Below are 22,737 nucleotides of genomic sequence, written 5' to 3' on the forward strand. Positions count from 1 at the left end.
GGGGTGCGGGTGGAGGGTGTTTTCGCCCCCGCCGCCCCTGCCCGTCCCATCCCTTTCGGTGCTCGCCCGCTTCTCGCCGCAGACCGAGCCGGAGTCGGCGGAGGTTGTGGGGGCGGTGGAGAAGGCGCTCGGCTGAGGCCGGGGTCGGGGTCGCCTTTCGGCGTGAACCGGGGCGCCTTGCGCCCCGTCCGCCCGCCGTGGGGGAACGGCGGACGGACGGGGCGGTCCACCGGTCAGACAGAGAACGATCACCGCAAGCGGAAGCGGCGAGCGTGCTGCCGCCGGCTGACCCGCTCGGCCGACGGGCACCTGGAGTTGGTGCGCACGCGGGAGCTGCTGCGCCGCTACCTGCCACCGGCACCGGCCCGCGTGCTCGATGTCGGCGGTGAGCCCGGCGTCCACGCGCGATGGCTGGTCGAGGACGGGTACGCCGTGCATCTCGTCGACCCGATCCCCCGCCACCTCAAGCAGGCCGAACAGACCGGCGCCACCGTGGAGTTGGGGGACGCGCGCCGGCTCACCGCCGCAGACGCCGCCTACGACGTCGTACTCCTCCTCGGCCCGCTCTACCATCTCACCGAACGCGCCGATCGCGACCAGGCGCTCGCCGAAGCCCGCCGGGTCGTCAAGCCGGGCGGCCTGATGGGGGTCGCGGGCATCAACCGTTACGCCTCGCTCTTCGAGCACACGGCGTTCGAGCACCTCCACAAAGACGGGGTGCGGGAGAGTATCGGCAGCATCCTCGCGACGCAGGTCCACGACGGGAAGAAGGCGTTCACGACGGCGTACTTCCACAGTGGCGAGCGACTGCTCGCCGAGGTGCGCTCGGCCGGATTCGCCGACGCCGAGGTCTTCCGGGTCGAGGGCCCGGCCTGGTCTCTGCCGACGGCGACGGAGCGGCACACCGGCGAGTCGCTGATCGGGTCACCGATGTCCGAGTCGGCTCTCACCGCGGCGCGGTTGGCCGAGCCCTACCCTGAACTGCTGGCCGCCGGCTCCCACTTGCTCGCGATCGGACACCGGCCCGACAGCCGACCCGACAGCTGACGCGCGCCGGGCATCTCCCCCTCAGCCGCAGCTCCGGGACTCCGGGGCTTCGGGGCTCTGGGGCTCCGGGCCGGCTTCGGGGCTCCGGGCGGGCTCTGGGGCTTCGAGCCTCATCGCCCTTATCGCAGCTCCTCCGGGCACGGCGTCCCCCGCGGCAGCTGGTAAGGCGCCGCCAGGCGATACGTGCCCGGCTCCGGGGCCAGCAGCTCCGTCCACTTGTCGCCCGCTTCGTCCTCCTCCGCCTCCATGAGGCAGCCGTTGACGTTGTCGTACGTCTTCGGGAGGTCGTCGTCCTCGCGGTTCTTGGAGGCCTCGGTCTCCTGCGGAGGCTCCAGGCTCTTGCCCTCCGCGTCGACGAGGCTGAGCCACGGCGAGTACGGGATGCGGACCAGGATGCGGCCGGCCTTGCGCACGTCCACCGTCATCTCGCCCTGCTCCGCAGTCCAGACGTCCGCGTTGGGCTCGGCGAGCGGCGTGGGGTCGGTCACCGCGAAGAGCTGCCAGTTGGCGTCGCCCCAGATCTGCTTCAGATACGGCATGCCCCGCTGGACCAGCTCCCGCTCGCGCTCGCCTCCGTCGCCGTCGGGCTCGCCCTTGGGGAGGACGACGTAGTGGACGGCCCAGCGCTTCAGCCACTCGCGGTAGTTCGCGGAGTTGAGGGTGTCGTCGTAGAAGAGGGGGTTGCGTTCCATGTCGGCCTGGCGGTTCCAGCCGCGGGCCAGATTGACGTACGGGGCGAGGGCGGAGGCCTCGCGGTGGGAAGCTTCGGGGACCACCTCGACGCGGCCCTTCTCGGCGCCGACGACCTGGAGCTGGTTGACGAGGGGGGCCAGTTCGCGGGCCCAGGACGCGGCGGGGGTGGTGTGGACGACGTCGTCCACCGACTTGAAGCCGATCCACGCCGTGAAGCCGGCGAAGGCGATCACGACGGCGTACCACTTGCGCGACCGCGGCGCCGCGAACGGCAGCGCCGCCAGCAGCGCCACCCCCGCGAACAGCATCGGCAGCCGCGTGATGTTGGAACCGATCTGCGAGCTGATCAGCCAGACGAGGAGTACGGAGAGGCCGTACACCGCCGCCGTGATCCGTACCGTCTTCCACTCCTTGGGAACCAGGGCGTAGACGAAGACCGAGTACGTGAGCGGCAGGAACGCCGACCCGAACGACATCGGCTGGGTGCCCGAGAACGGGAACAGCCACGCCGAGACGGCCACCACGGCCGAGGGGGCCAGGCCCAGCGCCCAGGCACCCGGACGGCGCTTCTGCAGGAACAGCGCCACCGCCACCAGCCCCACGAAGAGCCCCGCCACCGGCGAGGCCATGGTCGCCAGCGCGGCCAGCGGCGCCGCGCACAGCGCCTTCGCCCAGCGCCTGTAGCGCCAGCGGTACGGCCAGCAGAACACCACCGCGGTCGCGCCCAGCGCGAAGACCATCCCGAGGCCGAACGTCACCCGGCCCGACGCCGCGTTGCAGAGGAGTGCGAAGACACCGGCCAGCGCCGCGGGCAGCGGGTTTCTCACCGCCCTGCTCCGCATCAGGACCAGCGTCAGCAGGCCCGCCGAGGCCGTTCCGGCGATCATCATCGTCGTACGGACGCCGAGGACCGACATCAGATACGGCGAGACGACGCTGTACGACACCGGGTGCATTCCGCCGTACCAGGCCAGGTTGTACGCCGAGTCCGGGTGCCGGCCGACGAACTCCGCCCATGCGTCCTGCGCCGCGAGGTCCCCGCCGCTGTTCGCGAACGTGAAGAACCAGACGAGGTGCAGTACGCCGGAGACGAGGGTGACGAGGGTGGCCGGGTGACGGAGGAAGCGGGTGGTCGGGCCGCTGGGCCGGGGGTGACGCTTGGCGGTTTCGGCCGCGGTTTTCGGTTCGGCCTCGGCCGAAGGCATCGGCTCGGCTTTCGCCTCTGTCCTCGTCTCCGGCTTCGTGTCGTCGGCGCGGGCAGACGGTGGTATTCGCGAGCCAGAACCTGGTCGCGGGCCGACGTCATCGGCGTGTGTCGGCTCCGTAGTGGCCACCTGAACGCACTCCCCGTGTCCCTGTGAATGTGTCGTCGTGCCCCGGCCGGGGACCCGCGGCCCGCGACCTGCCCCGAATCGCGACGCTAGCACGCACGCGCCGTGTTTTTGAGGCTCGGTGCGCCACCGGGGCGCACCGAGCCTTCGGCTCACTCGCCGGACGTTACCGCCGGTCAACTCACCCGGGTCAGCTTCGTGGCGAAGCTCGGCTCGGTGAGGTCCGACTGGAGGGCCACAGGGACCTCGACGGCATCGCCCGTACCGTCCCCGACGGTGAGGACGCCGACCTTGGTTCCGGCCTTCGCCTCGTTCGGGTTCTCCGTACCGTTGTCCGACAGCGCCAGCCTGACGGTCATCCCGGCCCAGCCCACCGCGGAGACGTCCTCGGTGACGACGACCGGGGTACGGCCGCCGAGCTGGTCGTCGACGTAGCCGACGACGTCACCCTTCTTGAGGACCGTGCTGGAGATCAGCGCGTCCTGGGCGGCGACCATCGCCTCCTGGCTGACGGCGTTGACCGTGTCGATGATCGGCGGCGTGTGCTGGCCGAGGATCGCGCCGACGACGGTGACCGTCTCGCCGCCGACCTCCTGCGTGCCGGCGAAGAGCAGGTTGCCGCCGGCCTTGGTGGTGGAGCCGGTCTTGATGCCGATGGCGTTGTTGTACGGGACGAGGGCGTTCCAGTTGCGCCACTTCTTGCCGGACGGGTCGATCCACTCCGGCAGCCTGGTGATGTCCGTCAGCGCCTGCATCTTCACCAGTTCGTTGCCGAGCTTGACCTGGTCCTCGGCGGTGGAGACTGTCGACTCCTTCAGGCCGGAGGGGTCGGTGTACGTGGTGTTGGTCATGCCGAGGTCCTTGGCGGCGGCGTTCATCTTCTTGACGAACGCCTCCTCGGAACCGGCGTCCCAACGGGCCAGCAGCCGCGCGATGTTGTTGGCGGAGGGGATCATGATGGCCTCGATGGCCTGCTTCTCGGTGAGCGTGTCGCCCTTCTTGACGGTGTTGAGGGTGGACTCGCCGTCCTTGTCGTAACCACCCTCCTTCTCCGCCAGGGCGTCGACAATGATCTTCGGACCCTCCTGCCCCGACTTCAGCGGGTGGTCCTTGAGGACGACGTACGCGGTCATCGCCTTGGCGACCGAGCCGATCGGCACGGCCTTCTGCTCACCGAAGCTGTCCATCGTGCCGATGCCGTTCACGTCCATCCAGCCCTGGCCCTCGCCGGGCCACGGCAGGGAGAGCTCGTCGCCCTCGAAGGCGTAGGTCGGGTCCGCGGTCAGTGCGAGGGTGGGGGTCGGGAGCGGGCGTACGACCTGCGCGATCGCAAAGATGATCGCGAGCAGGATCACCAGCGGGGTCCAGATCTTGACCCGCCGGATGAGCGTGCGGACCGGGGTCTGCGGGGGCGGCGGCGTGTTCGTCAGCTCCGCCAGCAGGTCCAGCGGCGGCTTCGGCGGCAACGGCTGCTGCGTCGTGCGCTCGGGGCCGAGCTGGCCGGCCTGGGCGACTTGGGGGAAGGCTGTGGTGACGTCCGCGGGGGGCGTGTCGGTCGCGGGCCCGGATGGGAGCTTCGGCTGCCTCGGCTCGTCGAGCGGCTTGAGGGCTACGAATGTGCTGGTGCGCTCGGGGTCCCGCGGCTCGGGGGTGGGGGTGGGCGCGGGATTCGCGGGCTGCTTGCCGTCGTCCGGCTCGTCGGTCGTCGGCCTGTCGGCCGGCTTCGTGCCGCCGCCCAGCTTGAGCATGGTGGTGGGCTGGTCGACGGCGGGCGGTCGTACGGCCTTGAAGATGGCCGTGGGCTGGTCCGCCTGAGGGCTGGGAGTGCTGTCGACGCCGGTGTCCGAGTCGACGCCGGTGTCCGAGTCGGTGTCCGGGGCGTCGGTGGCGTCGGCCTTTGCGTCGGCTTCCGGCTGCTCGTCACGCTCGGCCTGGGGCTCGGTATCCGCGTCGGCCTTGGGCTCGTCGGCTAGTTCGGCCTTGTCTGCGGCCTCGGGAGCCTCGGGCTCGGCATCCGCATGCGCGTCGGCTGCGGGCTCGGGCTCTTCGGCAACCTCGGGCTCCGCCTTGTCCGTGGGCTCTGCGCCCGCCTCGGCCTCGGGCTCCGCGGCCGCGTCCGCGTCGGCTGCGGGCTCTTCGGCAGCCTCGCGCTCCGCATCCGCGTCCGCCTCGGGTTCCTCTTCGCGCTCAGCCTCGGGTTCGGCGTCGGCCTCACTGTCCTCGGCGTCCGCAGCGTCCGACATACCGCTCTCGTCGCTTTCCGTAGTGCCCTCGGCCTCCGGCTCGGCGTCACCATCGGAACCGTCGGAGTCATCCGACCTCGCGTCGGCGCCCAAGCCACCAACTCCGTCAGAGCCCTTCCCCTCCGCCGAGGACACCCACGCGGCCACCGCGGCGGATCCCTCCGCCCGCCCGGCCTCCGCCTCCTCCAGAGCCCGCCGCGAGAACACCGCCGTAGCCTGATCCACACCCGTCGAGGACGTCCCGGAAGCCCTCTCCCGGCTCATCGCCAGGCGCGGGTCGCGCGGGTCGGCCGCAGCCGAGGAGCGCGCCGGAGCGGGCTCCGTGGCCGGGCCCGGAACCGAGGCCCCGTTCCCCGACGTCGACCCCGTCGACGACTCGTACCGCTTCGACCTGTCGGGGGACTCGCCCGCCACCGATGCCTCCTCCTGCGCCGTTCTCCGTGCGCCAACCGATCCGTAACCGATCCGTGAACCACCCGCGCGGAACCGCCCGCGCGGACACCTTGCCCGAACCGGGAACCACACCCCCCGGGCACGCGTCCCGAATCATGTTCCCCGGCTCGGACACCACTGTCCGAACCATGTACCAGTGTCCTGTGTGTGGACCTGACCCTCGCGGTAGACGAGAACGACATACCTACCGGTTCCACTACGAACCGGTCACGCACCCTCGACAGACCAATGTGAGAGGGGTCACCCTGTCATTCATCCACGCGGGGAGGCATGGATGGGCAGGAGCCGCAGAACACTTCCGGAGGAGCTTCTGCTGCTGGCACTGGACCCGGCCACGGGTACCACTGCACAGCCGCAGTCGCTCGACCTTGGTCTGGCCGGAGCACAGCTAGTGGAGCTGGCGCTGGCCGGACGGATAGCCCCAGACGGGGATCGTATCGCCGTGGTGGTACCACGGCCGACTGGAGATCCGACACTGGACTGCGCGTTGGAGTTGCTGCGAAGGCGTGGCGCTCCCGTGCGGGCGGTCCACTGGATTGGCGGGCCGCGCCTTGGGCTCCGCCAGACCTACCTCTCGCATCTGGAGCGGTGCGGCATGGTGCATGCCGTGGCGGGCCAGATGTGCGGGGTGCTGCCGACGACTCGCTACCAGGCGACGGACAACGCCATCAGCCGGGAGATCAGGGCCCGGCTGGATTCCGCGATCCGGACCGGCGTACCGCCGGACCCACGGACCGCGGCGCTCGCCGCCCTGGCCCACGCGGTCGGCCTCGGCAAGCACCTGTATCCGGGGAACGAGGGGCGCTCGTCCCGGTCCCGGCTGCGGGATCTGATCCGGCACGACCCCATGGGCGGCCTGGTGGCCCACGCCGTCATGGACGTGCAGAACGGCGTGGCCGCGCAGCCGCGCCGCAGCCCGGCCCCGGCCGGCCGTCAGGCCGCCGCCGGAGCCAGGACCGTACCGGAACCCGCACGGGGAGTTCCGATGCAGCCGCGCCGCGGTTCCATGGCGCGCGTCGTGGCCCACTGAACCGGGGTCGCGACACCAGAGCAAGCGACGCACGACGAGCACCACACCGAGCACGACTCCGTGTGTCCCACCGAGCCGCGGACCCACGGCACCACAACAACCGAACAACCGCACCGCGCAGCACCACCCCGCACCACCTCGCAGCACCGTCAGCGCCGTACCGAAGTCCCCAGACCCGGTTCGGGAGCCGCTGGCTCGCGCGGGGCGTGTGAGCCCGTCGTACGGCCTCACACGCCCCGCGCGGCCGCATCTCCAGTCAGTGACGGCAGGCCGGTCGGCCGCATTGTCGGTCATACGTCCTTCCCTGGCCGTCGAACTGGCGTGTAGGCGCCGCATATCCGCTGTTTCCCAGCGGTAGTACGCACCTTGGTGGCAATCTGCTCATTGGCAGGTACGCAAAGCAGAAAAGGTCCACAGCCGGAGGTGCACGTCCCGTGGCGTCCAATGTCAATCCCACCGTCCGGCGGCGCCGGTTGGGCCAGGAACTGCGTCGGCTCCGCGAGGACAAGGGCATGACCGCCGAGCAGGTCGCCGAACGGCTGCTGGTCTCCCAGTCGAAGATCAGCCGTCTGGAGAACGGGCGGCGCAGCATCAACCAGCGCGACGTGCGCGACCTGTGCGGGGTGTACGAGGTCGAGGACCAGCGCATCGTCGAGTCACTGATGCAGATGGCCAAGGACTCGCGCCAGCAGGGCTGGTGGCATGCGTTCGGGGACATCCCGTACAGCGTGTACATCGGTCTGGAGACCGACGCGGAGTCGCTCAGGGTCTACGAACCGCAGATCATCACAGGCTTGTTGCAGTGCCGTTCCTACTCCGAGGCCATCATCCAGGGAGCCCTGCCCGAGGCCTCGCCGACCGAGATCGACACGCGGGTCCAGGTGCGCATGCGACGGCAGGAACGCGTCACCACCGACAACAGCCCGCTGCGACTGTGGGCGGTGCTGGACGAGGCGGCCCTTCGTCGGATCGTCGGCAGTCGGATGGTGATGCGTGAGCAGTTGGAGCATCTTGTTCAGATGTCCCAGCTGCCTCATGTCACGGTGCAGGTGCTGCCGTTCGACGTGGGGGCACATCCTGGCCTCAACGGCCAGTACACGATCCTGGAGTTCGCCGACGCGGCCGATTCGAGCGTGGTGTACATCGAGGGCGTGACCAGTGACCTGTATCTGGAGAAGGCGCCTGACGTGCAGAAGTACACCGTGATGTACGAGCACCTTCGGGCGCAGGCGCTGAACGTGGACCAGTCGCGTCAGACCATCGAAAACGTCGCGAAGGAATACGCGCGCTGAGCCCTTCCGGAAAAGAGAGCGCATTTTACACCTCTGGCACGCTCGACCGGAAGACTCCGCGGAATCTCTCACCCTGACGAGTGAACGACTGCTCCGAATGAAGATGTCGGCGAGTAGCGTCAATCACGCCAGCGATCAACAACGTTGGCGCAAACCGCACTGCGAGTCCCCGTGGGAAGCGAATCCCGGTGGGAACCCGCAGGTCGGTGACAGCAACTCAGCAGCTGGCTACCGGAGCAAACATGGCAATTCTTCAGGGCGCCACGGAAACGTGGACGAAGTCCTCGTACTCCAACGGAAACGGCGCATGCGTGGAGGTCAAGTCGCCCACCCGGTCGGCACTGGCCGTACGCGACTCCAAGGTTCCCGAGGGGCCCATCCTGGCCTTCCCCACCGAAGCGTGGAACGCCTTCGTGGCATCGGTCAAGCCGTAAGGCGAGGATCTTCCTGACCCTCACCCGAGTACACGATCGACAACTTCACAAGCACCACCGACAGAGCCCTCTCGACAAGCCCCGCCGTCCTTGCCGAGGGGGCTCGGCTTGTGCCCAGGCCGGCAACTCGTCGAGCCGCCGCACGGATTCCTCGTCGTGGGTCTGCTCTGCGGGGGAGGCTGCGAGACGGCCTCGGGAGCCGTCAGCGGAGGCGGTCCACGTACTTGTCCGTACCCGGCACCGTCGGGATGAACGGCGCCACCAACTCCACCGCCCCCAGGCGGGATTCGGCGACAGCCTCGTCCAGAGACGTGAAGTACGGCTCCCAGCAGTCGCGCGGGTCGGCCTCCACGAACCACAGCAGGGTCAGCCGCGTGTCAACGCCCTCGACCTGCTTGACGTACGACATCCGGTCACCGGGGAGCGGGGTCGGCCGGAAGACGGTCACCATGGCGGCGGGTGAACCGGCGAGGCGCTTGGGGAGGTGGCGGGAGCGGAGCCACTCCAGCAGTTCGGCGCGTCGGTCGGGGCCTTCGGTGTCGATGACCTGGACCACCAGGCCCGCGTAGGGGTGGTCGAGGGCGTGGAAGTCGCGGGGGCCGGCGGCGCCGTCGCGGTAGACCGTGACCTCGTGGTCCTGGAAGGCCGTGAAGACGTGGGTGCGGTCCTGGTAGACGCGGGCGTCGCGATTCAGCCGCTTGTTGATGGCGACGGTCCACTTCATGTGGTCGTCGTAGCGGCCGTCGGTGATCCAGTACGTGGAGATGTAGCAGCCGACGGTGACCGGCTGGGCGATCGCCGACTTCTCGGGATAGCGCAGGAGTTGGAGGTCGCGGGTCGCCACCCAGCGGCGGCCGGCGTACATCCAGGGCATCGCCATCGCGCCCGCGTAGTAGTGGTCGTCCTCGTACCAGCGGTTGTACGCGTACTCGTGGCCCGGGTGCGGTTCGACCATGGTGATCAGGGCGTGGCCCGGGCGCACCCCGTACGGGCCGACGGCGGCCAGTTCCGTGTACACCTCGCTGCGGGTCTCCTCGGTCATGCCGTTCCCCTTCCTTCCTCTTCCTTCCTCCGCGGGTCGCCCATACTCTGACGCACCGTCAGATCATGCGCCAGAGTCGGGAGGCCTCCATGTCACTGCTCGCCGGCAAGACCGTCGTCGTGTCGGGGGTCGGCGCCGGGCTCGGGCACCGGCTCGCCGCGGCGGTCGTACGGGACGGCGGGAACGCCGTGCTCGGGGCGCGTACGGAGGCGAATCTCGCCGAGGCGGCGGCGGACATCGACCCGGACGGCGCGCACAGCGCGTACCGCGCCACCGACATCACCGACGAGACCCAGTGCGAGGCGCTCGCGGCGCTCGCCCGGGAGCGGTTCGGGCGGATCGACGCCGTGGTGCACGTGGCCGCCCGGGACAGCTACTTCGGCGGCCTGGAGGACGCCGACTTCACGGCCTGGCAGTCGGTCATCGACGTGAACCTGCTGGGCACCCTGCGGATGACCCGGGCGTGCCTGCCCGCGCTGAAGGAGGGCGGCGGAGGGTCGGTGGTCATCATCGGGACACAGTCGTCGGTGGCCGCGCCGTCCCAGGTCCGGCAGGCGGCGTACGCGGCGTCGAAGGGGGCGCTGACGAGCGCGATGTACTCGCTGGCGCGGGAGTTGGGGCCGTATCGCATACGGGTCAACACCGTGCTGCCCGGCTGGATGTGGGGGCCGCCGGTCGAGTCGTACGTCCGGCACGCCGCGCGCACCGAGGGCGTACCGGAGGCGGAGGTGCTCGGGCGGCTCACCGGGCGGGTGGCACTGCCGGAGCTGGCCACGGACGGGGATGTCGCGGATGCGGTGGTGTTTCTCGCATCGGATCGGGCGCGCGCCATCACGGGGCAGTCTTTGCTGGTCAACGCGGGCGAGGTGATGCGGTAGCGGGTAGCCTGAAAGATTCCGCCTCGGTCATGGATGTGAACCGAGGTCGATCGGCAGAACATTCTTGCCTCCCTTGACCCGACGGGCCGTTGCCGCCGCCGTCCGGCCGAACTCACGATAAGCGGGCACCACCATGGCCATGTGCCCGTCGGACGCCAACGCCATCGCGGCCGTCTTCACCCGGGACTGCGCGCCCGTGGTCTCGGCCAAGGCGCGCGCGTGGGACGAGCGCAAGGGGCTCCTCGTGGCCCGCATCGCGACCGTCGTCTTCCTCGGCCTGTCCATGGCAGCGGCCACACAGGTCAACTCCCCCGCGTTCAAGGACATCATCACGGTCGTCATCAAGTGGGTCGCCGGGCTGATGGGCCCGATGGCCATCCCGATGATGCTCGGCCTGCTCCGCCCGTTCCGCCGCTCCGGCCCGACGGCGGCGCTCACCAGCTGGGCTGCGGGCCTGTTCGCCTTCTGGCTGGTGAACTACCCGATCAACTGGAACGTCGAGGGCGGCGTCCCGCTCCAGTACCAGGTGTCGATCCCGCTCGCCGTCTCGCTGATCCTGTACATCCTCATCGGCTACCTGAAGCCGGAGGACACTCCGGAGCGGCTGGCGATCACCGAGCGGATCAACACGGACGGGGGCGGCGCGGCCACGGCGGCGGTGCCGGTTCCGGCGGGGCCGGCGGGGCCGGCGGTCGAGGAGGCGGTGGTTAGTCGCGTGAAGGACTGACTCAAAGACCGAGTGGTTCCTCGCGTGAAGGACTGACTCAAGGACTGGGTGATTCCTCACGTGAAGTCGACCCAGCTGTTCTATCCACGGGGGTATCGCGCCAGCCACCCCGGCGACGCCACCCCCGGCCCGTGCAGTGCGGGCCCCTGGGTCATCTCCATCGCGAAGTCGTCCGCGAGGACGAGCATCGTGGGGCGGCCCTCCAGCTCGGCCAGCCAGGCCGGTGGGAGGGCCGTTTCGCCGTGCAGGGCGCCGAGGAGACCACCGGCGAGGGAACCGGCCGCGCCCGACGCACCGCCATGGTTGACGGCGAGGGTCAGGCCCTGCCGTACGTCCTCGCCCACGAGCGCGCAGTAGACGGCGACGGCGAGAATCCCCTCGGCCGTACCCGCCCCCGCGAGCCCCTCGACCCGCTCGGGGGTCGGCAGCCCCTGGCGTACGGCGCCGAGGGCGTGCCGCAGGGCGTCGGTGACGGGCTGGTGTCCGGGACGCTGGGCGATGAGGGCGAGGGCCTTCTGTACGGCCGTGTCGAGGCTGTCGCCGCGGGCGAGGGCGTGGACGACGGCGGCGTACGCTCCGGCGGCGAGGTAGGCGGCCGGGTGCCCGTGGCTCTGCGCCGCGCACTCCACGGCGAGCTGCACGACGAGCTGCGGCTCCCAGCCGACGAGGAGCCCGAACGGGGCGGAGCGGGCGGCGGCCTCCGGCCCGGGCTCGCCGGGGTTCTTGGGGGCGTCCAACGTCCCCATGACCCCGTCCCCGAAGCCCAGCAGACAGGCGCGGGACGGATCACGGCGTACGTACAGCCACTCCTCCCTCGCCAGCCACCCGTCGTCCTTGCGCCGCTCGTCGGGGCCCCAGTCGCGTTGCGTGGCCATCCAGCGCAGATACGCCCGGTGCAGGTCGGTCGGCGGATGCCAGGCGCCGGTGTCGCGGCGGACCTGGGCGCGTATCAGCCCGTCCAGGGTGAAGAGGGTGAGCTGCGTGAGGTCCGTGACCGAGCCCCGCCTGCCGTACCCGAAGGCCAGGTCGGTGAGCCCTTCCGGCCCGTACTCCGTACGGATCTCCTCCAGGCTGAGCCCGTCGAGCGGCGCGCCCAGCGCATCGCCGACGGCCGAGCCCAGCAGCGTCCCGCGCACCCTGCTGCGGAAGTCCTGCTGTTCGACTCGCCCCCAGACGGCACCGGCTGTCGCACCCACGAAAGCCTCCTCCCCGTACGGCTGACAGCTCAGCACTGTAATCGAACGGGGACCGTCGGTTGAGAGGCTGAGGCGGTCGGGGTGGTCACACCTTCATCGAGTGGTCACACCTTCATCGGGGTGGTCACATCTTCAGGGGGCGTGCTCACTCGGCGCGACGTGAGCCACAGGTGGGTTGAGGCGGGCGAAGCCTTCCTGGCGTTCGCCCGATCGTTCCTCAGCGTTCCCGGTCTGGCCCAACACGCCCGGAATCACCCGGGGTTGAGCAGCGGGGAGGGAGGAGAAGGTTGAAACCATGGCCGCGAATCAGAACTCTCGTTCCTCCTCCCTTCTCCCCCTCGCCTCAACCCTCCTCACCGCCACCGTCGCCCTCTACATCGCGATCGTCGCCTTCAGCAACATCACCGACTTCGGCACCAACCAGCAGTTCGTCCGCCACGTCCTGTCCATGGACACGACCTTCAAGGACGAGGACCTGATGTGGAGAGCCATCGAGTCGGAAGGGCTCCAGGACGCCGCGTACGTCGCGATCATCGTCTGGGAGACGATCGCGGCCCTCGTCCTCATCACCGCCACCTATCTGTGGATCCGCCGCGACCTGCACCGCGCCCGGCGCGCCTCCACCCTCGGACTGCTCATGCTCATGCTGCTCTTCGGCGCCGGGTTCATCGGCATCGGCGGCGAGTGGTTCGCCATGTGGCAGTCGGCGGACTGGAACGGGCTGGACGCCGCCTTCCGCGTGTTCGTCCTCAGCGGCGTCGTGCTCCTTGTGACCCAGTTGCCGTCCGACTAGTCCAGCTGATCCAACTGATCCAGCTAGTCCAGCACGGGCAGCAACTCCGGCAGATGCCCGTCCGACACAGCCGCCGCCCGCTGCCGTTCCTCCGGCACCTCCCCATACAGCGTGGTGCGCGGCTTCGCCGGGCGGCCCGCCGCGTCCGCCACCGCGATGAGGTCCCTGACGGACTTGTACGAGCCGTACGACGAGCCGGCCATGCGGGAGATGGTCTCCTCCATGAGGGTGCCGCCGAGGTCGTTCGCCCCGGAGCGGAGCATCTCGGCGGCGCCCTCTGCGCCGAGCTTCACCCAGCTGGTCTGGATGTTGGGGATGTGGGGGTGCAACAGCAGCCTCGCCATCGCCGTCACCGCCCGGTTGTCGCGGGTCGTCGGGCCGGGGCGGGAGATGCCTGCCAGGTACACGGGCGCGTTGGTGTGGATGAACGGCAGGGTCACGAACTCCGTGAAACCGCCGGTACGTTCCTGGATCCCCGCCAGGGTCCTCAGGTGCCCCAGCCAGTGCCTCGGCTGGTCCACATGGCCGTACATCATGGTCGACGAGGAGCGGATGCCCAGCTCGTGCGCCGTGGTGACGACCTCGATCCATGTGGCCGCCGGCAGCTTGCCCTTGGTCAGGATCCAGCGGACCTCGTCGTCGAGGATCTCGGCGGCCGTGCCGGGGATCGTGTCGAGGCCCGCCTCCTTGGCGGCGGTCAGCCACTCGCGGACGGACATGCCGGTGCGGGTGGCGCCGTTGACGACCTCCATCGGGGAGAAGGCATGGACGTGCATCCCGGGGACGCGGGACTTGACCGCCTTCGCGATGTCGAAGTACGCCGTCCCGGGCAGGTCGGGGTGGATGCCGCCCTGCATGCAGACCTCGACAGCCCCGACGTCCCAGGCCTGTTCGGCCCGGTCGGCGACCTGTGACAGGGACAGGGTGTACGCGTCGGCGTCCGTGCGGCGTTGGGCGAAGGCGCAGAAACGGCAGCCGGTGTAGCAGACGTTGGTGAAGTTGATGTTCCGGGTGACGATGTAAGTGACGTCGTCGCCGACCATCGACTTGCGTACGTCGTCGGCCACTTGGCACAGCGCGTCCAGCGCCGGGCCGTCCGCGTGCAGCAGGGCGAGGGCCTCGTCGTCGGTGAGCCGGGTGGGATCGTCGGCGGCCTGCTTGAGGGCATGGCGTACGTCGGTGTCGATGCGCTCGGGTGCCATGCCGGGCGCGGCGGCTTCGCGGAGGGCCTCCCAGTCGCCGTAGACGGCGTCGAAGTCCTCCCGGCGGTCACCCGTACGCCCCTCGGTGTCGATGGCCGCGTGCAGATCCGTCCGGCCGGAGGCGGTGAACGCCTCTTCGGGCTCCTGCCACGGGTGCCCCTCGACCACGGCATCGGGCAACGCCAGCCCCGTCTCCGGGTCCGCCAGCGCCCGTACGTGCGGGAGCAGCCTCGGGTCCAGCCACGGCTCACCGCGCCGCACGAACTCCGGGTACACGCACAGCCGTTCACGCAGCTCGAAGCCCGCCTCGGCGGAGTGAGCGGCCAGCTCGTCGATCTGCGGCCAGGGGCGCTCCGGGTTCACATGGTCGATGGTCAGGGGCGACACCCCGCCCCAGTCGTCGATCCCGGCGCCGATGAGCCGCCCGTACTCGCTGTCGACCAGGTTCGGCGGGGCCTGCAGACAGGCGGACGGGCCCATGATGTGCCGGGCGACGGCCACCGTGGCGACCAGTTCGTCCAGTTCGGCGTCCGGCATGCCGCGCATCGCGGTGTCCGGCTTGGCCCGGAAGTTCTGGATGATGAGTTCCTGGATGCCGTGGTACGCCCGTGCGGTGCGGCGCAGCGCGAACAGCGACTCCGCCCGCTCCTCGTACGTCTCCCCGATCCCGATCAGCATCCCGCTGGTGAAGGGGACGGAGGACCGCCCCGCGTCCTCCAGCACCCGCAGCCGCACGGCGGGTTCCTTGTCCGGGGAGCCGTAGTGCGGGCCGCCTGGCTCGGACCAGAGCCGGGTCGCCGTCGTCTCCAGCATCATGCCCATCGACGGGGCGACCGGCTTAAGGCGCTGGAAGTCCGTCCACGTCATCACCCCGGGGTTGAGGTGAGGCAGGAGCCCCGTCTCCTCCAGGATGCGGATCGAGATGGCCCGTACGTACGCGATCGTGTCGTCGTAGCCGTGCGCGTCGAGCCACTCGCGCGCCTCGGGCCAGCGGTCCTCGGGCTTGTCGCCGAGGGTGATCAGGGCTTCCTTGCAGCCGAGCGCGGCGCCCTTGCGGGCGATGTCGAGGACCTCGTCGGGGGACATGAACATCCCGTGCCCGGCGCGGCGGAGCTTTCCGGGGACGGTGACGAAGGTGCAGTAGTGGCACTTGTCGCGGCAGAGCCGGGTGAGCGGGATGAACACGCTCTTCGAGTACGTGATGACGCCCGCGCGGCCCGCCGCCTCCAGGCCCGCGTCGCGGACCCGGGCGGCGGAGGCGGTCAGGTCGTCCAGGTCCGCGCCGCGCGCCTGGAGCAGCACGGCCGCCTCGGTGACGTCGAGCGCGACGCCGTCGCGGGCGCGTTTGAGCGCGCGGCGCATGGCGTTCGCGGTCGGCCCGGTACCGGAGGTCTCGGAAGTCGTCATCCTTCGAGCATACGTTTGTGGTGATCAGGTCAGACAGGGCGTGGCGTATCGGGGCGCACCGCGGGTCGTCACAGAGTGCTACTGGACCTGCCGCGCGGCCCTGCCGTCGACGGCTGTGTCCCCCGACCCGGTCAGTCCGCCAGATCCACCCGCACCGTCAGGAGGTTGGTCCCCACCGCCCGAATGGCCGCGCTGTTCATGCGCGGCAGGGAACGGAGCCGGGCCCGCGGGTCGTCGTCCGGGAGGAGGTGGGCCGTGCCGGTGTGCCACCGGCCGCCGATGCGGACGCGGACGGCGGGGTTCGCCTGGATGTTGCGCACGTACTGGGACTTCTCCCCGAACTCGGAGACCAGCCAGAACGAGTCCCCGATCCGACGCCCTCCCACCGGCGTCCTCCGGGGCAGCCCCGATTTGCGGCCCGTGGTCTCCAGGACGGTCTGGAGCGGGAGGCGGCGCAGAACGGGGTTGAGGACGTGGCGCTGGAAGGTCGTGACGGCTCTGTGTTTACGGTCGGCGTCGCGTGACATCAGTGTGGGTCTCCTGTCCCTTGCCTGGTCCATGCCCGTTCAGGAACGGCTGTTGCTTCAATGGTCCCCTGGTCCGGCGGCGAACAGAGCGAACAGGGCGGGCGATGCGGTTCGTGACGTGGAACGTGTGGTGGCGGTTCGGTCCCTGGGAGGAGCGGCAGAAGGCGCTCCTCGCCGTGCTGCGCGAGCTGCGCCCCGATGTCGTGGGACTGCAGGAGGTGTGGGAGCAGGGCGGGGAGAACCTCGCGCGGTGGCTGGCCGACGAACTCGGCATGCACTGGACCTGGGCCGCCTCGGACGACGCCGCGTACTGGCAGCGGCGGGTCGGCGACACCACCACCGGCATCGGCAACGCCGTACTGAGCCGCTGGCCCGTCCTGGAACGGGCGGTGAAGCCGTTGCCCGCCCTGGGGTCGGAGGGAGACGGCGGACGGCTCGCCCTGTACGCCCGCCTGGACGCGCCCGGCCACCCCGTGCCCTTCTTCACCACCCACCTGACCTCGGCCACCGGCGCCTCCGCCCTGCGCTGCCAACAGGTCACCGCCCTCGCCGAGTTCGTCGCGGAGCACCGGGGCGGGACCGGCTTCCCGCCCGTCATCACCGGGGACTTCAACGCGTGGCCGGACTCCGACGAGGTCCGGCTGTTCGGCGGGTACAGGACCGCCCCCGCCGCCCCCGGCCAGGTCTTCTTCGACGCCTGGGAGTACGCCGGCCCGGCGGCCCCGTGGGCGACGTGGGACAGGGCGAACCCGTACGTGGCGGCGACCTTCGGGCCGAACGTCCGGGTCGACTACATCCACGTGGGCCCGCCCGGCCCGGGCGGACTCGGCCACGTCCGCGCCGTACGACTCGCGGGCGACGGTCCTGTGGGCGGCGTCGGTGGCGGTGGCGATGGCGGCGGGGTATGGCCGTCCGACCACATCGCGGTCGTGGCCGACCTTGCGGCGGCCGGGGACCTGCCCGGCTAATCCCGCAACTCCGCCAGCTGTTCGAGGTCGTGTCGCACCAACTCCGTTTCGGTGCCGGTGAGTTGTACGGCAGCGACCTCGGCCTCGGCGAGCGCGGACCTCGCCGTGTCCTCCTCCCCGAGGCGCCCGGCGACGTCCGCGCGCAGGACGAGGAGGCGCAGCAGCTGGGTGGGCGTGGGCCTGGGGGCATCCTCGCTCCGGGTGCGCAGCACGCGGTCGAGGACCTGGGCGGCGGCTGCCGGATCCTCCTTGGCGTAGGCGAAGAGGGTGGCGTGGTGCAGGGCCCGGGCGAAGGTCTCCTTCGGGGCGGGCCGGTGGTGCTGGTCCTCGCTGGTCGGCTGCCCGACGCGGATGCAGTTGCCGCCCGGGTCGGTCATCAGGAACTGCCGTACGCCGTACGACATGTCCCGCAGCGGTCCGATGCGCGGCAGCCCACGGGTCGGGACCCGGCCGTACGCCTCCTTGAGCCCGCCGCGGAAGGCCGCGTGGAGCCCGTCGACGTCATCGGTCAGGACGGAGCAGGTGCTGTAGGACTCGGCCGGCTCGTAATTCTTCATGCCGAAGAAGTGGAGCTGGATGCCGCCGCGTTCGACGACCGCGTACGGATTCGGGCTCTTCTGCTGGAAGGTCACCTCGAAGCCGAGAGCGGTGTAGAAGTCGAGGACGGGTTGGAGGGTCCGGCAGGGAAGGATCGGAATGGTCTTCTCGCACATGCACCCACCCTAGTCAACTTTGACTAGGGTGGGGAAGGGCACGGGTGGAGTCGGAGCACGGGGGCACGGGGGCACGGTTGGAGTCGGCGCCGAACCGTTCCTCAGATGGACACGGCAACGGCCTTGAACGTCGTCTCCGGCGTCTGCGGGCTGGTGAAGCGGGCGTTGACGAGGTAGAGGCGGTTGCCGTAGCGGGCGGCGGTCGCGGGCACGTCGAAGCGCGGGTCGGTGATCGTGGTGTGCAGGCTGGCGGTGGTGGCCTTGGCGTCGAGGCGCCACACGCTGACGAGGTTCATACGGTTCTGTACGACGTACAGGGTGCGGCCCACGCGGACGAGCCCGTCACCGTTGGCGACGTCCTCCGCGCCCGTCAGGGTGATCGTGGTGGCGTACCCGGTCCTGAGGCTCACGTTGTACAACTGCCCAGCGCTGACGACGATCAGGCCGCGCCCGTCGGGGGTGGCGACGAGGCCGTTGGCGCCGAACGCGCCGGGCGTCTGTACCCACTCGCCGGTGAGCGGCAGCGCACGGACGTCACCGTCACGGCCGCGCGGCACCCCGTAGAGGACCGCGTCGCGGGAGTCGGTGAACCAGGCGCGGTCGCGGAACAGGACGACATCGTTGATGAAGGGGGCGGCGCTGTCCGTGAGTTGGTACGTCGTGACGAGCTCGCCGGTGCGGGAGTCGATGATCCGCGCGGTGCCTCCGCCCCCGCCGGCGACGTAGAGCAGGCCGTCGCCGTCCAGCTTCAGGCCGATGGACGCCAGGCCGGTGGCGCCCGCGTGGAGGACCTTGCCCTCGCCGGTGCGCAGGTCGGTGCGGTAGACGGCGCCGTTGGCGCGCGAGCCCATGTACGCGTACGGCTTTCTGCCGATGGTGATGCCCTCGGGGAGCCAGCCGTCGGGCAGCGGGAACTCGGTCGGCCAGGTCGCCTTCGTCCGGGCGACGGACGCCGCGTTCGCCGCACCGGCACCGGCCGCCGCCACGGTGAACGCGGCTAACGCGGCACCGCCGAGCACGGTGCGACGAGAGGGCTGGGGGCGGGGACTGGGGTGGGGATGCGGGTTCGGGGTCACGGTTCAGCGCCTCCTTGAAGGGATGGGGGAGGCCAGTCAACTCTCGCTCCGCTGTCTGTTGGCTGTCTGCCCGCTGTCGGTTCCATGACGGTTCTGACAGTGCGGTTCTGACGGTTTCCACCTCCGCTATTCACACACATGAATCGGAATAGCTAGTTCCATAACTGTGCAAAACCTTGCCGCTTCACGGGCGCCACCCTACTCTCCCGAAAGAAAGCGCTTTCCCAACTCGGGGAGCCGTCGCAGATCCTGCGCACCCTCTGCGTCGCAGTTCAGATAACCAAAGCCTGTTCATGATTTTGAACAGGCTGCACGGTCACGGCACCCCCCGAAGAGCACCCGCATCGGACCGAACGACGACCTCCCCCAACAGGTCGACACCCCGACGGTCCGCCCGAACGACAACGGCACGCAGCACGACCTGCGTTCAACGACGAAAGGGCAGAGCGAGGATGAGACGACCACGAGCAACACGGCTCCACGCGACGCTGGCCACGATGGCCCTCGCGGCCGCCGCGACCGGCACGGTTCTGTCGATGCCCCAGGCATCGGCCGCGACCGGCAGCGCCACCGGCTACGCCACCCAGAACGGCGGCACCACCGGCGGAGCCGGCGGGCAGACGGTACGGGCCACCACGGGAACCGCGATCCACGCGGCGCTGTGCAACCGGGCGAGCAGCAGCACCCCGATCACCATCCAGGTCGAGGGGACCATCAACCACGGCAACACCAGCAAGGTGTCGGGCGACAGTTGCAACACCGCCGACAGCGTGATCGAGCTCAAGGAGATCAGCAACGTCACCATCGTCGGGGTCGGCAGCGGAGCCGTCTTCGACCAGCTGGGCATCCACATCCGCGCGGCCAGCAACATCATCATCCAGAACGTGACCATCCGGAACGTCAAGAAGTCGGGCTCGCCCACCTCCAACGGCGGTGACGCCATCGGCATGGAGAGCAACGTCCGCAACGTCTGGGTGGACCACACGACCCTGGAGGCGTCGGGCGGGGAGTCGGAGGGCTTCGACGGCCTCTTCGACCTGAAGAACAACACCCAGTACGTGACCCTGTCCTACAGCATCCTGCGCAACTCCGGCCGTGGTGGCCTCGTCGGATCGAGTGAGAGCGACCGCTCGAACGGCTTCATCACGTACCACCACAACCTGTACGAGAACATCGACTCCCGCGCACCCCTGCTGCGTGGCGGCATAGCCCACATGTACAACAACCACTACGTGAGGCTCAACGACTCCGGCATCAACTCCCGCGCCGGGGCCCGCGCCAAGGTGGACAACAACTACTTCAAGGACTCCAAGGACGTCCTCGGCACCTTCTACACCAGCGAGGCCGGCTACTGGCAGGTCAGCGGCAACATCTTCGACAACGTGAGGTGGTCCAGCCCCGGCGGCGACAACAACCCGGCCGGTCCCGACCCGCAGTCCAACACCACCGTCAGCATCCCGTACTCCTACAGTCTCGACGCGGCCGGCTGCGTGCCGAGCGTCGTCAGCGCGACGGCGGGCGCCAACAAGGGGCTGCGGGAGTCGGACGGCAACTGCTCGCCGCAGACACCGACACCGACCGACCCCACGCCCACACCGACCGACCCGCCGTCCCAGCCCGGCGGGACCAACCTCAGCATCGGGGCCGGCTCCGACGGATCCAGCAAGGCCTCCGGCACGAGCTACGGCAACGTGCGGGACGGCGACATGAGCACCTACTGGTCGCCGACCGGCTCGACCGGTTCCGTCTCGATCAAGTGGGACTCCGCCACCTCGGTGTCCGCGATCAACATCCGCGAGACATCGGGCACCGCGGGCACCATCGGGTCCTGGCGGGTCGTCAACCACGACACCGGCGCCGTCCTGACCTCCGGCAGCGGCGCGGGCGTCATCAGCTTCCCCCAGGTCTCACTGCGCAAGATCACCTTCGAGATCACCGGTTCCAGCGGCACCCCACAGGTCGCCGAGTTCGAGACCTACGCCGGATAACGGCCGCACGGTCCCAGCCGTCCGGCGGGCCCGGCACCCTCGGACCCGCCGGACGGCGTCCGCGCCTTCCCATGCGGCGGAGACGCGAACCCCTGGAACCCCTACGCCGGGGGCTCAGTCCTGGAAGACCTTGTCGCGACCCGGACCGCCGGAGAGGGCGTCCGCGCCCGGACCGCCGTACAGCACGTCGTTGCCGCTGTTGCCCCAGAGCGTGTCGTTGCCCTTGCCGCCGTACAGCTTGTCGTGACCCTTGCCGCCATAGAGGACGTCGTTGCCGGCCCAGCCGTACAGCTTGTCGTTGCCGGCGTCCCCGTACATGGTGTTCTCGATCCCCTCGGTGCCGCCGGACAGCTTGTCGTCGCCCGTTCCGCCATGGCACGCGGACCGGCAGATCAGGGTGTCGTTGCCGGGGCCGCCGAAGGAGCCGAGGCCCCAGACACCGCCACCGCCGCGGATACGGTCGTTGCCGGAGCCGCCGTAGAGCACACTCCAGGCGCTGCCCACGAGGACGTCGTTCCCGGCTCCGCCGTAGATCGAGGCGTACGCGGTGTTGTCCGCGTCCATCGTCGCGGTGTCGTCGCCGTCGCCGAGGTGGACGTCGTAGATGTCCGAGTCGTCGGAGCCCAAGGGGATCTCGACGGCGCACTGGACGACGGTGTGATCGGCCTCCGACGGGTGGACGCAGTCGTCCCAGGCGGCCGCGTTCGGCCCGATGGCGATGTCGACCACGTCGCTGAAGGTGAGGACGTAGTACTCCTCGAAGTCGCCCCTCACCTCGACCTCCGCGGAGATCGCCAGGCGGTTCGCCTGCCCTGCGGCGGCCTTGTACCAGAGCTCACTGTCCTCGTGGACGACGGAGGCCGGGCTCGTCGTTGCCGCCTGGGCGGCGGGCACCGCGAGTAAGGCTCCGCCGAGGGCGAGGGCGGCGGTGGCCGTGACGGCGGTGAATCTGCGGATGCGGATGCGCATGCGAAAGCAACCCTTCATGGAGAAGCGGATCAGTGACGACCGTGACGACACTGACAACAGTGACGACAGTGACGATCGGAACCGGCGGAGAAGGTGCCGGTGAGTGCCGTCGCCGTCGCCACCGCCGTTGGCACGGCGACGGCACGGGCGGCGCGGGCAGTACGGCAGGAGTCGTCCACCGGATGGTTGTTGCTTCGGTCACCCTTTTAGACAGCGGACCGATGGCGGGGGTTGTACCGGAAAGCGCCTTATTTCCCCACGACCCGAGCCCCGCGGACCGCGTTCCGACTCTCCGGCACCGCCCCGCACTCGGCCCACAACAGCTTCCCGCCCTTGGACGCGCCCAGCTCCCGCAGCGCCGACGCGCCCCACGCGTCCGCGCAGGCCCGTACGAGGTGCAGGCCGCGGCCGCGCTCGGCGTCTTCCGGCAGTACGACGACGGGGGCGCCCTCCTCGAAGCCGGGCGGAACCCTGGGGTCCGTGTCCCTCACCGCCACACAGAGCCGTCCCGCCCGGTCGAGGACGCGGAGGGAGTACGGGCCCTCGGTGTGCTGGTGCGCGTTGGTGAGCAGCTCGGAGGCCAGCAGCTCGGCGGCGGGGGCGAATTCGACCAGGTCACGGGCGTCGAGGATGGCCCGGAGGGTGGCGCGGGCGACGCCGGGGGACCGAGGATCGCGGGGAAGGTGCAGGGTGTAGTTCCAGGACGGGGATACGGTTGCCATGGAAGT

General features: G+C 70.0%; 18 protein-coding genes and 2 pseudogenes. 10 read left to right on the plus strand and 10 right to left on the minus strand.

All coding sequences use genetic code 11. The annotated features are described in order from the left end of the window. Positions 1-55: 55 nt before the first annotated feature. Together ACWD3C_RS12070 and ACWD3C_RS12075 are read left to right on the plus strand one after the other, a co-directional pair. Positions 56-136, plus strand: a pseudogene (locus ACWD3C_RS12070) (glutathione peroxidase); the annotation flags it as partial. 149 nt (positions 137-285) lie between these two features. After that, entirely contained in the window at positions 286-1,047 is a 762-nt protein-coding gene (locus ACWD3C_RS12075) for a class I SAM-dependent methyltransferase (RefSeq protein ID WP_451142937.1), read from the plus strand. Positions 1,048-1,166: 119 nt separating this feature from the next. On the opposite strand, the gene ACWD3C_RS12080 is transcribed toward ACWD3C_RS12075, so the two are convergent. Together ACWD3C_RS12080 and ACWD3C_RS12085 are read right to left on the minus strand one after the other, a co-directional pair. Next, positions 1,167-2,945 (minus strand): MFS transporter, encoded by a 1,779-nt coding sequence (locus ACWD3C_RS12080; protein ID WP_451142771.1) that lies wholly within the window; start codon positions 2,943-2,945, stop codon positions 1,167-1,169. A 302-nt stretch (positions 2,946-3,247) separates the two neighbouring features. Then, complete coding sequence (locus tag ACWD3C_RS12085; RefSeq protein WP_451142773.1) at positions 3,248-5,728, minus strand: D-alanyl-D-alanine carboxypeptidase; 2,481 nt, start codon at positions 5,726-5,728, stop codon at positions 3,248-3,250. 313 nt (positions 5,729-6,041) lie between these two features. Between ACWD3C_RS12085 and ACWD3C_RS12090 the strand changes: the two genes are divergently transcribed. The 3 genes from ACWD3C_RS12090 to ACWD3C_RS12100 all read left to right on the plus strand — a co-directional run bounded on the left by ACWD3C_RS12090 (position 6,042) and on the right by ACWD3C_RS12100 (position 8,523). Continuing rightward, positions 6,042-6,797, plus strand: coding sequence for a GOLPH3/VPS74 family protein (locus tag ACWD3C_RS12090; protein WP_451142774.1), 756 nt, complete (start codon positions 6,042-6,044; stop codon positions 6,795-6,797). Between the two features lie 434 nt (positions 6,798-7,231). Continuing rightward, a complete protein-coding gene (locus tag ACWD3C_RS12095; protein ID WP_451142776.1) occupies positions 7,232-8,089 on the plus strand; it encodes a helix-turn-helix domain-containing protein in 858 nt (285 codons plus the stop codon). A gap of 242 nt (positions 8,090-8,331) precedes the next feature. After that, the gene (locus ACWD3C_RS12100) at positions 8,332-8,523 is read left to right on the plus strand and encodes a DUF397 domain-containing protein (RefSeq protein ID WP_451142778.1); all 192 of its coding nucleotides are present in this window, start codon (positions 8,332-8,334) and stop codon (positions 8,521-8,523) included. Between the two features lie 202 nt (positions 8,524-8,725). On the opposite strand, the gene ACWD3C_RS12105 is transcribed toward ACWD3C_RS12100, so the two are convergent. Then, entirely contained in the window at positions 8,726-9,565 is an 840-nt protein-coding gene (locus ACWD3C_RS12105) for a hypothetical protein (RefSeq protein ID WP_451142780.1), read from the minus strand. Between the two features lie 89 nt (positions 9,566-9,654). Between ACWD3C_RS12105 and ACWD3C_RS12110 the strand changes: the two genes are divergently transcribed. Then, positions 9,655-10,443: an SDR family oxidoreductase gene (locus tag ACWD3C_RS12110; protein ID WP_451142939.1), complete on the plus strand. Its 789-nt coding sequence runs from the start codon at positions 9,655-9,657 to the stop codon at positions 10,441-10,443. 130 nt (positions 10,444-10,573) lie between these two features. After that, positions 10,574-11,170: pseudogene (locus tag ACWD3C_RS12115) on the plus strand (Na+:solute symporter); the annotation flags it as partial. A gap of 80 nt (positions 11,171-11,250) precedes the next feature. On the opposite strand, the gene ACWD3C_RS12120 reads toward ACWD3C_RS12115, so the two are convergent. Continuing rightward, the gene (locus ACWD3C_RS12120; protein WP_451142782.1) at positions 11,251-12,366 is read right to left on the minus strand and encodes an ADP-ribosylglycohydrolase family protein; all 1,116 of its coding nucleotides are present in this window, start codon (positions 12,364-12,366) and stop codon (positions 11,251-11,253) included. Between the two features lie 295 nt (positions 12,367-12,661). Between ACWD3C_RS12120 and ACWD3C_RS12125 the strand changes: the two genes are divergently transcribed. Then, positions 12,662-13,159, plus strand: a complete 498-nt coding sequence (locus ACWD3C_RS12125; protein WP_451142784.1) for a DUF2165 domain-containing protein — start codon at positions 12,662-12,664, stop codon at positions 13,157-13,159. Between the two features lie 23 nt (positions 13,160-13,182). On the opposite strand, the gene ACWD3C_RS12130 is transcribed toward ACWD3C_RS12125, so the two are convergent. Together ACWD3C_RS12130 and ACWD3C_RS12135 are read right to left on the minus strand one after the other, a co-directional pair. Continuing rightward, on the minus strand, positions 13,183-15,768 hold the full coding sequence (locus tag ACWD3C_RS12130; RefSeq protein WP_451142786.1) for a bifunctional FO biosynthesis protein CofGH: 2,586 nt from the start codon (positions 15,766-15,768) through the stop codon (positions 13,183-13,185). Between the two features lie 131 nt (positions 15,769-15,899). After that, a complete protein-coding gene (locus ACWD3C_RS12135) occupies positions 15,900-16,295 on the minus strand; it encodes a nitroreductase family deazaflavin-dependent oxidoreductase (protein WP_451142788.1) in 396 nt (131 codons plus the stop codon). A 104-nt stretch (positions 16,296-16,399) separates the two neighbouring features. On the opposite strand from ACWD3C_RS12135, the gene ACWD3C_RS12140 reads away from it, so the two are divergent. Then, positions 16,400-17,263 (plus strand): endonuclease/exonuclease/phosphatase family protein, encoded by an 864-nt coding sequence (locus tag ACWD3C_RS12140; RefSeq protein WP_451142790.1) that lies wholly within the window; start codon positions 16,400-16,402, stop codon positions 17,261-17,263. Here the strand turns inward: ACWD3C_RS12140 and ACWD3C_RS12145 are convergent. After that, complete coding sequence (locus tag ACWD3C_RS12145) at positions 17,260-17,976, minus strand: bleomycin resistance protein (protein WP_451142792.1); 717 nt, start codon at positions 17,974-17,976, stop codon at positions 17,260-17,262. The two genes, ACWD3C_RS12140 and ACWD3C_RS12145, sit on opposite strands and share 4 nt — an antisense overlap. 101 nt (positions 17,977-18,077) lie before the next feature. Continuing rightward, positions 18,078-19,052, minus strand: coding sequence for an SMP-30/gluconolactonase/LRE family protein (locus ACWD3C_RS12150; protein WP_451142794.1), 975 nt, complete (start codon positions 19,050-19,052; stop codon positions 18,078-18,080). A 452-nt stretch (positions 19,053-19,504) separates the two neighbouring features. On the opposite strand from ACWD3C_RS12150, the gene ACWD3C_RS12155 reads away from it, so the two are divergent. Continuing rightward, the gene (locus ACWD3C_RS12155; RefSeq protein ID WP_451142796.1) at positions 19,505-21,040 is read left to right on the plus strand and encodes a pectate lyase family protein; all 1,536 of its coding nucleotides are present in this window, start codon (positions 19,505-19,507) and stop codon (positions 21,038-21,040) included. Positions 21,041-21,154: 114 nt separating this feature from the next. On the opposite strand, the gene ACWD3C_RS12160 is transcribed toward ACWD3C_RS12155, so the two are convergent. Then, positions 21,155-22,009 carry a calcium-binding protein gene (locus ACWD3C_RS12160; RefSeq protein WP_451142798.1) on the minus strand — a complete coding sequence of 285 codons (855 nt, stop codon included), beginning with the start codon at positions 22,007-22,009 and terminating at the stop codon, positions 21,155-21,157. A gap of 248 nt (positions 22,010-22,257) precedes the next feature. Next, positions 22,258-22,731: an ATP-binding protein gene (locus ACWD3C_RS12165; RefSeq protein ID WP_451142800.1), complete on the minus strand. Its 474-nt coding sequence runs from the start codon at positions 22,729-22,731 to the stop codon at positions 22,258-22,260. Between the last annotated feature and the right edge of the window lie 6 nt (positions 22,732-22,737).

The sequence above is a fragment of the Streptomyces sp. NPDC002845 genome, from assembly GCF_053591955.1.